The organism is Streptomyces sp. NPDC003034 (assembly GCF_053591375.1).
Window position 1 is genome coordinate 1 of record NZ_JBSFTS010000034.1, and the last position, 11,303, is coordinate 11,303.

Sequence of the window (11,303 nt, forward strand, 5' to 3'; positions counted from 1 at the left end):
GGTCGGCACCAGTGCTGCGGCGATCTTCTTGACGCTCATGGGTATCTCCGTGGGATCGAAGAGCGGTGGTGTTCGTCCGGCTGTTTGCCGGTGAGGAATCGAAGTTCCGTCGCACGCCGCCGTCCCGCTCGCGCACGGGTGACCGCCCCCGGCAGTCAGCCCGCCATGGGGGCCTGTGCGCGACCCGCTACCGCGCTGACCAGTGCGTGCGGAGCACTCACTTGTCGCCGCCGTGCCCGTGGTGCTCGCCGGGCTTGCCGTGCTCGCCCTGATGGTCGTGACCGGGCCTGCCCGGCTTCTCGTGACCCGGCTTGCCGGGCTTGTGGTGGCCGGGCTTGCCGGGCGGCTTGGGATGGCCGGGCTTGCCGGGCTTGCCGGGTGGCTTGGGGCCGCCTCCGCCTGTGGTGCCACCCAGGGTTCCGCCCGTGATCGGGCCCGCCGTGCCGCCTGTGGTGCCGCCTGTGGTGGGGCCGGCTACAACGCCGCCCGTCGCCCCGCCGAGCACGCCGCCGAGCACGCCACCGCCTGTCGTGGCTCCGCCGAGCACGCCGCCGAGCACGCCACCGCCCGTTGTCGCTCCGCCGAGCACGCCGCCCAGCACACCGCCGGTGGTACCACCGGTCGCCGTGCCACCCGTTGCGGTGCCACCGGTCGTGGTGCCGCCGTTCGTGGTGCCGCCGTTCGTGGTGCCACCGTTCGTGGTGCCGCCGTTGGTGCCTGCGTCACACGTAGCCCGGGTGATCCGGTTGGTGTCCAGCGTCACGGCCTCGTTGATGGCCAGCGCGCGGCCGTCGATGGAAGCTCCGGTGGTCACGGAGACGGCCGCGCCGGCCATGATGGTGCCCACGAAGGTGGAGTCGGTGCCGAGAGTGGCGGAACTGCCCACCTGCCAGAAGACATTGCAGGGTGCCGCGCCGTTCACGAGGAGCACCCGGCTCCCGGAGGCCGTCGTCAGTCCGGAGCCGACCTGGAAGACCCAGACGGCGTTGGGGTCACCCTGGGCGTCGAGGGTGAGCGTGCCGGTGAGCCCGAGGGTGGAGGACGCGGTGTAGACGCCGGGCACCAGTGTCAGACCACCGGCGTCCGGAGGAAGGGCGCCGTCCGTGGCCTGTCCGGCGGCGTTGTTGTACGCCGCGACCAGGTCGGTCTTGGCTTGTTGGGCCACGCTGTCCGCGGAATGCAGAGTTCCGAGCACCAGCCCGGGCGGGAAGCCGGAAATGGACGTTCCCGGGTGCACTCCGACGTCTCCGGTGATGACTGAGGGGCCGGTGTTGGTGACGGCGGCGCCGGCCAGCACCGCGAAGCTGGTTGCCGTGCCGAGGGGAACAGGTGTGGCGAGCGCGTCTGCCCGGTCGGGTGTCACGGCGACCACGGCAGAAGCGATCACCGTGGCGAGTACCGTCGCGATCCAGACCGGCGTTGTGCGCCGTAGTGCCGCGCCAGAGGTATTCAGCGTCATCGAAGGGCCATCTCCTGTAGGTGGACGGTGGCGTAATTGACGGTCTCGGTCACACACGACCGTCTCTCTGTCGCTGGCATATTACGTACCAACATGCACCGGACCGGTATTTATTCGGGCGTTTCTCGCAACTCACCATGCGCGTGCGGGGGAAAATGACACAACCAATCGAATGGACTGATCGGGCTTGTGAGGGCGTCAAAATATCCGCGCTTTCGCCGAATGGAGCGGCGAAAATCCATGAGCAAAGGCGGGTCCAGGCCGGTTGGGCGGCACTGCCCGTCGGGGCGTGTGCCCCTGTGCGACACGGTGCTCATCCGGATCCGACTGCCCCGGGCCGTGGCACTCTGCTCGCCAGAGCAAGATCTTCGGAGCGGAGGAACAGGTCTCGTGGGTCTCGGAACCAATCCCACCGTCAGCAGGCGCCGACTGGGATCGGAGCTACGTCGCCTCCGGCACGTCAGCGGCATGACGACGCAGCAGGTCGCGGCGAGTCTGCTGATCTCGCAGCCCAAGATCAGCCTCTTGGAGAACGGCCGCCGCCTCATCAAGCCGCGCGATGTGCGCGATCTGTGCCGGCTGTACGGAGTCCGGGACCAGCGGCTCGTCGACGATCTGATGCGGCTGGCCCGGGAATCGGGCCGACAGGGTTGGTGGAACGCCTACGGGGACGTGCCGTACGGCCCCTACATCGGCCTGGAGGCCCAGGCCGCCGCGATCCGGACCTACGAGCCGCTCGTGATCCCGGGCCTGCTGCAGACCCCCGCCTACGCCCGGGAAGTCATCGCCGGAGCAGTTTCACATGCCACCGCCGAACAAGCAGCCGTACGCCTCCAGGTGCGGCTGCGCCGCCAGGAGCGGCTGAGTGACCCGGACAATCCGCTGCGTTTATGGGCCGTGCTGGACGAGTCGGTACTGCGGCGCGTCGTGGGCAGCCACGAGGTCATGCGCGAGCAACTGGAGCATGTGGTCCACCTCGGTACCCAACCGCATGTCACCGTGCAGGTTCTTCCTCACGAACTGGGTGCGCACCCGGGTGTTTCGGGGCAGTTCTCGCTGCTTGAGTTCGCCGACACCAGCGATGTGAGCGTGGTGTACGTGGAGAGGTTCACCAGCGATCTCTACTTGGAGAAACGATCCGACGTGCGGATCTACAGCAACATGTACGCGCACATGCAGGCCCAGGCGCTGAATCCGACCGGCACCCGGGACCTCATCAACGAAGCCGTCAAAACGTATGCGAGCGGAGAATTCCAAGCCGGAAGCCCGCCCGCCCACCCCCACCACACCCGTGACCGCGTGCAACCACCCGCCTCGGGTCGTGACGGGCAGCACACGTCTTAGCGGCCGCCCGTTCCGCCTTCGGGGCGGACGGAAGGGCAGTGTGGTGCAGGACCCGTCCCGCGGGGCGCATGAAATCCGTCCGGCGCAGCATGCGCGGTACATGGTCCGCCCACCTGCCCGCCGCTTACGACGGCCGGCGCGTGCGCCGGGATCATGCCTGCCGACATCATTCACCGAGGAGTTATGAACAGCGTTCTGAGTTTGCTGACCGTCCTGGGTGGCGCGCTCCTGCTGACGTTCGCCGTCGGCTGGATCGCCGACCTGCTGCTGCGCCGTGCGGACGCCCGCCATCCCGAAACGCCCCTGTGGGGCCTTCTGCGCCGCTGCCGCCTGTCCCTTCGGATCGTCCTGCTGGCCGCGCTGCTCAGAGCGGTCCACCAGGAGGTCCCGTGGAAGCCGCTGAGGGATCACGCGGCGGGCGTGGACCGGATGCTCGGGCTGGTCCTCATAGCCGCCGGGGCGTGGCTCGTGGTGCACATCACGTCGGCCGCCGTGGAGTCGACGTACGCCCGCTACGCGACCGGGACCCGTGACCCCGCGCGGGTGCGGCGGGTGCGCACGCAGGTGACCCTGCTCATGCGCGTCGTCACCGCCGTCGTCGCCGTGGTCGCGGCGGCGGCCATCCTGCTCACCTTCCCCGGCTTCCGCACGCTCGGCACGTCCATGCTGGCCTCGGCCGGCATCATCGGCATCGTGGCCGGTGTGGCCGCCCAGTCCACCCTCGGCAATCTCTTCGCCGGCTTCCAGATCGCCTTCGGCGACATGGTGCGCATCGGCGACACGGTGGTGGTCAACGGCGAATGGGGTGTGGTCGAGGAGGTCACCCTGACGTTCCTGGCCGTGCGCACCTGGGACGAGCGCCGCATCACCATGCCCGTCTCCTATTTCACCGCCCGTCCCTTCGAGAACTGGTCGCGCGGCGGCATCCAGATGACGGGCACGGTCTTCATCCACTGTGATCACGCCGCGCCCGTGGCCCTCATGCGGGACAAGCTGCTGGAGATCCTGGAGGCCAGCCCGGAGTGGGACGGCCGCGGCTGGGATCTCGCCGTCACCGACACCTCGCCCAGCACCATCACGGTGCGGGCCATCGTCACGGCCAAGGATCCGGACGACCTGTGGACCGTACGGTGCGCGGTACGGGAACAGCTGGTCGCCTGGCTCGCGGAGAAGCACCCGTACGCGCTGCCCCGCATCGCCACGGCGACTGCCGCCACCACTTCCACGGACGAGGAGACGGCCGAGCGCTTCAGCGCCGTCGAGTGGGAGCGGGGCGTCCCCTGCCGGTCGGGTGTCTCGTCCGGGCGGCGACAGAGCGGTTAGGCCGCTCACAGGGGGCCCGGCCGGGCTTGCGACCCGCTGGATGCTGGATGCCGCCGCCCGTCGACCGACGGAAACGGCGGCATCCACGCGCCCGCACCACTGTGCGGCTGGTCAGAGCGCTGACCTGCCCTTGACCTGCTCAGGCGCTCTCGGCCTGGAACATCCAGTGGTGCTTCTCCAGGTCGCCGGTGAGGCCGATCAGCAGGTCCTGGGTCACCGGGTCGGGGTCGGCCGTCGCCTGGATGCGTTCGCGCATGCGGGTGATCACCGCGCTCAGAGCGTCCACCAGGATCCGTACCGCGTCCTCGTCCTTCACCCACCCCTCCGGCACGCCGGAGATCGCGCTCGTCGAGGCCACCGTGGCCGCCCGTCCGTCCGGGGTCACCCCGAGGGCGGAGGCCCGCTCGGCCACCACGTCGGAATGGGTACGGGCCGAGGTGACGACATCATCGAGCTGGAGGTGGACGGAGCGGAAACGGGGACCGACCACGTTCCAGTGCACCTGCTTGGCCGTGAGGGCCAGGTCGACCAGATCCACCAGCGCGCCCTGCAGCGCTTCGCCGACGACTTTCAGGTCGGCATCCGGGAGGGCGCTCTTGACGACGGACACAGAGATCTCCATTTCGCGTTGTTCGTGGGATCGCCGACGACACGCGCCGCGCCGTGCGCGGGCCTGCCGCAGCTGTCTGACAAGATCGGACGAAACGTTGTGTACCCGGACGAGCGGGATGGAAACGGGTGGGCGGCGGGTTGCGCCACTCACACCCGTCGCATCACGTCCAAGGCCACGCCCACCGGCCAGGCCGCCCGGTGCGGCTGCGGTCTGCGGCGGTTCAGCGGGCCGGCCAGGGGTACAAGACGCACTGTCGTGAACGATTCACGAACGACTCACGCTGGGAGGATCCATGCCGGGACTACTCGCCAAGATCAAGCAGTTCGGCCGCAGTCCTCAGGGCCGGCGGACGATCGCCTCGGCCCGCCGTGCGGCCGCTGACCCGCGCAGGCGGACGCAGGCTCGCGGCCTGCTCGCCCGCCTCCGCGGCAAGCACTGACACACGGCGTACGGGCGCCCTCCGGGGGCGGCGGCCAGCGGCCGCCGCCCCCGGGGCGTGCCTCAGCCCGAGGCGCGCAGGGCCGCCGTGTGGGACCGGACCTGCTCGGGCGTCAAGTAGACATCGGTCTGCTCGAACTCCCGCAGCGTGGGCCGCGTGGCGGACTGGAAGCCGGTACGGACGAAGTCGTCCCCGGCCATCGCGTTGAGCAGCCAGTTGGTCAGGACCCGCGTCTTGGCCACATTCGTACGCAGCGCCGACCAGTGGTACCCCCGGGCCACCGCTTGCGCGGGCAGGCCGCGCAGCGGGACGCCCAGCGGTTTGGAGACGGCGTCCTTGCCCCCGAGGTCGACCACCAGGCCCAGATCCTTGTGCTCGTACGGCCGCAGCGGCAGTTGCCGCAAGGTCGCGATCAGGTTGTCGGCGACGGCCCGCCCCTGGCGCAGGGCATGCTGCGCCGTGGGCGGGCAGATCGCGCCCTCCTCGCCCTTCGCGAGGTCGGGCACCGCCGCCGCGTCCCCCAGTGCGAAGACCCCGGCCGCGCCGGGAACGGTCATCTCCGGGGTCACCACCAGCCGGCCCCGGGCGGTCTCCGCGCCCAGCGTGGCGATCAGCGGGCTCGCCGCCACCCCGGCCGTCCAGATCAAGGTCCGGCTCGGCAGCACCCGTCCGTCGGTCAGGGTCACTTCCTCCGGGCCCGCCTTGGCGACGCTCACCCCGAGCGATACCTGGATCCCGCGCCGGCGCAGGATGTCCAGCGCCGCGCGACCGAGGGAATCGCCCAGCTCCGGCATCAGCTTCGGCGCGAGGTCGAGCAGGTGCCAGGAGATCTGCCGGGGATCCAGGCGCGGATAGCGTTTCACCGCGTGCTGGGTCAGCCGCTGGAGGCAGGCCGCCGTCTCCGTGCCGGCGTAGCCCCCGCCGACCACGACGAAACACAGCCGCGCCGCCCGCTCCGCCTCGTCCTCGCTCGCGTCGGCGAGGTCGAGCTGGGCGATGACGTGGTCGCGCAGGTACGCGGCTTCGGCGAGCGTCTTCATGCCCCGCGCGTGCTCGGTGAGCCCCGGGATGTCGAAGGTACGGGTGATGCTGCCGGGAGCCAGCACGAGATGGTCGTAAGCCCGCTCGGTGACCTCCCCGGTGATCTTGCGGATGATGCACAGCTTCGCCTCGGGATCCACCCCGATCGCGCCACCGGGAACGATGCGGGTCCGGTGGCGGCTGCTGCGCCGCAGCGAGACGGCGACGGACTGTGGGGTCAGCACACCTGAGGCCACCTGCGGCAACAGCGGCAGGTACAACTGGTAGGAGTGTGGTGTCACCATCGTGATGTCCGCTTCGGCGGGGGACAGCCTGCGTTCCAGCCGGCGGACGCACTCGACTCCGGCGAAGCCGGCGCCCACTACGAGAATCCTCGGTCGTGCCACGGTGTCGGTCCCTTCTCGGGCCTGCCAGTTCCCTCCCGCACCTGCCCCGTCCGGCCGCCTCTGCACGCCGATCCGCCCGGCGGCCGGACAATCGGCTCGAACGCCCCGGCTGAAGGCCGCCCGGCCGGCGCATGACGTGACGATCCATGAGACGGCGGCCGAGGCGGCGGCTCCGCGCGAGATGTGGCACCTGGCCGGAGCCCACCCGTTCGGTGCTGCCTCGGTCCCCGGGGGTTTCGGCCCGGGCTTGGCGGTCAAACGGGCAGAGGTAACGCTCCAACGAGGAGAGGAAGCCCTCATGGGAACGATGATCCTGCTGATCGCGCCGATGCTGCTGGCGCTGCTGCTCGTCAACTCCCGGGGCACGCACCGCCCGAGGCACCGGGCCGACCGGTCCTGAGCCGACAGCGGACGACTGAGAAGCGAGGTGGGTGCGTTGTCGCTCCGTGCCGTGGGGTGGGCCAGGTCGTTCCCGGTGTACCGGGGCCCCAGGGAAGCCCGTCGGTGGTGCCTGGAGCACCTCGACACGCTCAGCTGGACCGCCGACGCCCCCGATACCGTCCACTCCGTGCTTCTGACGGTGTCCGAACTCGTCACCAACGCCCACGTCCACGCCCACAGCAGCGCCCACCTCGTGCTCACCTGGGACGGCCGCTGCCTGCACGTCAGCGTCGCCGACGCCGACCCCCGCCTGCCCGCCCCGCGCGAGGCTCCGGACGGAGCGACGTCCGGGCGGGGCCTCGCCATCATCGACGCGCTCGCCGACCGGTGGGACGCCCACGCCTTTCACGGCGGCAAGACCATCACCGCCTGCTTCCATCCGCCGGACCAGCCCGACCCGGGCTGCGGCATGGGAAGGCCGTGCGGTGGCCCGCCTCCCCCCTCTCCCTGACGGCCGGAGCGGGCGGCCGACGGGCCGTCAGCCGCGCACGAACCCGGCGGACCCTCAGCCCGGGCAGGAACCGGCGCACAGAGAGCCGATGGTGTAGGTCCCCGCGAGGTTTCCCCTGTTCCCGGCGGTAGTGCTGCCGATCCGATGGGTGTAGTTGGTGTTGTGGTAGTAGTGGAACCTGCTACCGGTGCGGTTGTACACCGACCGCGTATTCGTACCGGCCCGCATCCACGAACACTGGGAACGGGTGTCGGTGGAGTTCCGGGACCACTGGCACTTCTGACCGCCCCCGTCCCTTTCCGAGTAGAAGCAGATCCATCCGGACGCGCAGTTGTCGTAGCCGCTGGTGGATACGCCCTCGGCCTGGGCGGCGGGTGCGAGCGCGAGCGCAGCGCCGACGAGTCCGGCCGTCACGGCCAGGCTGAACTTTGTCCGACGGTTCATGACCCCTCCATCGTTCGTATGAGGCGAAACTGCCGTGGCAGCGCGCGCCCTTGAGACCCGGGCCGCCACCGAAGGAGTCTCGCCGGTGCGTCGGTCGGACGGCTACGGAGGAATTGGCCAGTTCGTCAAAGTTCATGGGGCATAGGGCGTGTTCGAGGTACTTCAGGCCATCGGAGCACGAACTGGGCATGTGGGCGCTTTGTCGTCCCCTGACCGCCTGGCGCGTGTTCGTATCCCGTCCGATCGGGAGATTTCACCCCGGAGTCAGGGGACGGGCGCCGCCGAAGGACCGGAGCGGGCGTACGGGTGCCCGTGAGCTCGGAGGATGACCGGCCGAGCAGGCGGGGCAGCCGGCTCCCGGGCCTGAGCGTGATCATGGCCGAACTGCTGCCAGAGGCCGGTCCGGCTCCGCGCGGGACCCTCCCCAGCCGAGCCGTGCGGCCCGTTCCGCGCCACCGCAGCCGTCACGAGGGGCCGGCGGCCGTCGAGTGTCCCGTACGGGGGGGCCTGCCGCGATCAGCGAGCCGGCACACGGCCCCCGCATGCTGCGCTACGACGGACCCGCCCGCCGGCGTCCAGGCGTGCTCGGAAGACTTCACTGGCTGGTGTGAGGCCATTCCAGCGTCTCTCCGCCCCACCAGGGAGCACGGGGCCGCAGGGGCGGGCCGCCGCCGGGTGCGCGCCGATGCCGTCCCCGCCCGGGTCGGCATGGCCCGGAGGGGCAACCGTGCTCCGCGGAAGGTGGACTTCCGCGAAACGCCCGCCTTCGCAACCGGGACCGCGACTCGCTCCTCCATTCGACCCGGGGGGTGTTTCGCGGTCCGTCGCAGAGGTGATCTCTGAAAAGCCCAATACCCCCTCACTCCCTCAAGGAGCAGTCATGCGCATCCGGGCCGCAGTCACCACCGCCACCTTCGTCGCCGCCTTGGTCCTCGGGGGCGCCACCGCCGCCGTGGCCTACGGTGACGACGATCAGCCGCACGGCGGGGCCGTCCACTACGGCGCCTGCGGCATGTCCGCCGGTGTCGTCGAGGGCAACCCGCTGTTCAACGGAGCCTGCGAGGCCGGATCCCTCGACTGGCACTGAGTAGCCGACTCCGAGCCGAGGACGGCGTGGCCCGAGAACGACTCCGGGCCACGCCGTCCTCACGTTCACGCGGTACGACAGCGCGGGCCCGGCACGATCCGAAAGACGCACCCTAGACTGCACACCACCGGGGGCGGGACACGCAGAAGGCAAGGGTGAGAAGTGATCGAGTCGCCGCAGGACAATCCGTACCCCGACAGCCACATCCTGGGGGAGGGACCCGAGCCGCACCCGCTGCTGCGGCCGGTGCTGCCCCTGCTGGGGCGCTGGCACGGCCGGGGGCGGGGTCAGTATCCGACGCTCACGCGAGATTTCCAGTACGAGCAGGAGATCACCTTCAGCCACGACGGCCGCCCTTTCCTGCGCTACGAGGCACGCGCATGGCTGATCGACGGGTCCGGGGCCCCGGTGCGCCCCGCCGGCCGTGAGGCCGGGTGGTGGCGGGTGACGCCCGACGCGGGCCTGGAAGTCGTACTCGCCCACCCGACCGGCATCGTCGAGACGTACGTCGGACGCGTGTCCGACGCGGAGATCGAGATCGAAACCAAGGACGTTGCCCTCACTCCCCTCGCCAAGGAGGTCACCGGCACACGGCGCCGGTACATCCTGGACGCCGGGGAGATGACGGTGGTTCACGATATGGCGGCGGTGGGCCAGCCGATGCAGCACCACCTCACGACGCACCTGCGCCTGCGCTCTTCCTGACGAGTTTCCGATCAGCGCTCTCCTCGGAACCCAGAGGCGGGCGACGAATACGGAAGAGTGAGGCATAGGGCTCCGGACAGTGGGAAGACAGCATTCCATCCCGGCCCTGAGCCGCCTCGGATGGCATGCAACACGCGAGCGGTAAAGGGGACATGACGAAACGTCCGCTTGCGTTACCCACCCGGCCGTCGAGGAGACCCGCCCCATGAGCACCGATGCCCGCAAGAACTTCCAGGAGCTCCCGGTCCGTACCCCCGACGACCTCCCGGACGGCTTGCCGCTGGCCTGGCTGGCCGAGCGCTACGACGATCACGGTGACCGGCTGTCCAACAACGCGCTGCCGCCGGACTTCGACCACGCCGCCGAGCGGGGCACCGCCCAGGACGCGGTGGCCCGCCTGGCCTTGGGGGAGGCGATTCGCCGCACCGTCACCGCCCATTACGGCAACCGGATCCATGAGGCGGTGCTGCTGGGCGCCACCTGGAACGAGGTCGCCGCCGCCCTCGGCGTCAGCGCGGACGAGGCCCGCACCGCCCTGCGTACCCACGCGGACCAGCAGCGCGAGTTGCGCCGGCAGCTGGAGGCTGAGGGAAGCACGCTGGGCCTGTCCGCCGAGGAGCACGCCCTCGCCTGGGCCATCTCCGGGGCCGGCGACGACCAGCCGTACCTTGCCGGTGCCGAACAGGGTGGCCGCTGACCGGACGGTGAGGCGTAGGCCCCCTGACCGGAGCCGCCGCCCGGCCGCGTCCGATCGCGTACCGGGCGCGCCACCGCTTCCCGGCCGGCCCCCGGCCCCCGGCCCCCGGCGCCATCGGCAGCGCCCGGGCGCCGTCGCGTCGGGGTGAGACGTGTCTCACCGGGGCGGTGGCGCTTGTCTATGCAACGAGTTGCATAGAAGGATCCGGGTATGGCGCTTGAACACGCGATCCTCGTCTCTCTGCTGGAGAAGCCGGGCTCCGGATATGAGCTGGCCCGTCGGTTCGACCGGTCCATCGGTTACTTCTGGACCGCGACCCACCAGCAGATCTATCGCGTCCTCAAACGCATGGAGGGCGAGGGCTGGGTGGACGTCCGTGACGTGCCGCAACAGGGGAGGCCGGACAAGAAGGAGTACTCCGTCCCCGCAGCCGGCCGGGCCGCCCTCGCCGCTTGGCTCCACGAGCCGATCCAGCCCGACAGCGTCCGGCACGAGCTCGCCGTGAAGATCCGCGGCGCGGCCTTCGACGACCCTGCCGCGCTGATCCGCGAGGTCGAGAGGCACCAACAGGCGCACACCGACCAGCTCACCCACTACCTCGCTGGAGAGCTGCGGGACTTCACCGGCCCGGACGCTCCCGCGACGTCGGACGCCGGGCGCGAGCTCCAGCACGTCGTGCTCCGCGGCGGCATCGCCTACGAGCGGATGATGCTCGCCTGGCTCCAGGACGTGCTCGCCACGCTCCGCCGGCTTGCCGAGCGCTGAGCCGCCGTGGACGGCGCCCGTGGGCGCCGGACAGCCCCGGGCCGGACACCCCGAAGGCCCACTCCCGGCGCCGACGGCCCTGCGCACCCGCAGGCACGGAACCTCGAC

At 70.6% G+C, this 11,303-nt stretch carries 12 protein-coding genes; 8 read left to right on the forward strand and 4 right to left on the reverse strand.

The window, feature by feature from the left end:
• Positions 1–217: 217 nt before the first annotated feature.
• Positions 218–1,387: an ice-binding family protein gene (locus ACWDX7_RS25660; RefSeq protein WP_451491854.1), complete on the reverse strand. Its 1,170-nt coding sequence runs from the start codon at positions 1,385–1,387 to the stop codon at positions 218–220.
• A gap of 462 nt (positions 1,388–1,849) precedes the next feature.
• Between ACWDX7_RS25660 and ACWDX7_RS25665 the strand changes: the two genes are divergently transcribed.
• Together ACWDX7_RS25665 and ACWDX7_RS25670 are read left to right on the forward strand one after the other, a co-directional pair.
• On the forward strand, positions 1,850–2,803 hold the full coding sequence (locus ACWDX7_RS25665) for a helix-turn-helix domain-containing protein (protein ID WP_451491855.1): 954 nt from the start codon (positions 1,850–1,852) through the stop codon (positions 2,801–2,803).
• Positions 2,804–2,986: 183 nt separating this feature from the next.
• Complete coding sequence (locus tag ACWDX7_RS25670) at positions 2,987–4,126, forward strand: mechanosensitive ion channel family protein (RefSeq protein WP_451491856.1); 1,140 nt, start codon at positions 2,987–2,989, stop codon at positions 4,124–4,126.
• 139 nt (positions 4,127–4,265) lie between these two features.
• On the opposite strand, the gene ACWDX7_RS25675 is transcribed toward ACWDX7_RS25670, so the two are convergent.
• The gene (locus tag ACWDX7_RS25675) at positions 4,266–4,736 is read right to left on the reverse strand and encodes a Dps family protein (RefSeq protein ID WP_451491903.1); all 471 of its coding nucleotides are present in this window, start codon (positions 4,734–4,736) and stop codon (positions 4,266–4,268) included.
• Between the two features lie 295 nt (positions 4,737–5,031).
• Here ACWDX7_RS25675 and ACWDX7_RS25680 point away from each other — a divergent pair, with 295 nt between their 5' ends.
• Positions 5,032–5,178 (forward strand): hypothetical protein, encoded by a 147-nt coding sequence (locus ACWDX7_RS25680; protein WP_451491857.1) that lies wholly within the window; start codon positions 5,032–5,034, stop codon positions 5,176–5,178.
• 62 nt (positions 5,179–5,240) lie between these two features.
• On the opposite strand, the gene ACWDX7_RS25685 is transcribed toward ACWDX7_RS25680, so the two are convergent.
• Entirely contained in the window at positions 5,241–6,605 is a 1,365-nt protein-coding gene (locus ACWDX7_RS25685; RefSeq protein WP_451491858.1) for an NAD(P)/FAD-dependent oxidoreductase, read from the reverse strand.
• 475 nt (positions 6,606–7,080) lie between these two features.
• Here ACWDX7_RS25685 and ACWDX7_RS25690 point away from each other — a divergent pair, with 475 nt between their 5' ends.
• Positions 7,081–7,497 (forward strand): ATP-binding protein, encoded by a 417-nt coding sequence (locus ACWDX7_RS25690; protein WP_451491904.1) that lies wholly within the window; start codon positions 7,081–7,083, stop codon positions 7,495–7,497.
• Positions 7,498–7,551: 54 nt separating this feature from the next.
• Here the strand turns inward: ACWDX7_RS25690 and ACWDX7_RS25695 are convergent, their stop codons facing one another.
• A complete protein-coding gene (locus ACWDX7_RS25695) occupies positions 7,552–7,941 on the reverse strand; it encodes a peptidase inhibitor family I36 protein (RefSeq protein WP_451491859.1) in 390 nt (129 codons plus the stop codon).
• A gap of 880 nt (positions 7,942–8,821) precedes the next feature.
• Between ACWDX7_RS25695 and ACWDX7_RS25700 the strand changes: the two genes are divergently transcribed.
• From ACWDX7_RS25700 to ACWDX7_RS25715, 4 genes are all read left to right on the forward strand, one after another.
• Positions 8,822–9,028, forward strand: coding sequence for a hypothetical protein (locus tag ACWDX7_RS25700; protein ID WP_451491860.1), 207 nt, complete (start codon positions 8,822–8,824; stop codon positions 9,026–9,028).
• A gap of 162 nt (positions 9,029–9,190) precedes the next feature.
• A complete protein-coding gene (locus ACWDX7_RS25705; RefSeq protein WP_451491861.1) occupies positions 9,191–9,733 on the forward strand; it encodes an FABP family protein in 543 nt (180 codons plus the stop codon).
• 205 nt (positions 9,734–9,938) lie between these two features.
• Positions 9,939–10,430, forward strand: coding sequence for a hypothetical protein (locus ACWDX7_RS25710; RefSeq protein ID WP_451491862.1), 492 nt, complete (start codon positions 9,939–9,941; stop codon positions 10,428–10,430).
• 210 nt (positions 10,431–10,640) lie between these two features.
• Positions 10,641–11,195, forward strand: a complete 555-nt coding sequence (locus ACWDX7_RS25715) for a PadR family transcriptional regulator (RefSeq protein ID WP_451491863.1) — start codon at positions 10,641–10,643, stop codon at positions 11,193–11,195.
• Positions 11,196–11,303 lie beyond the last annotated feature (108 nt).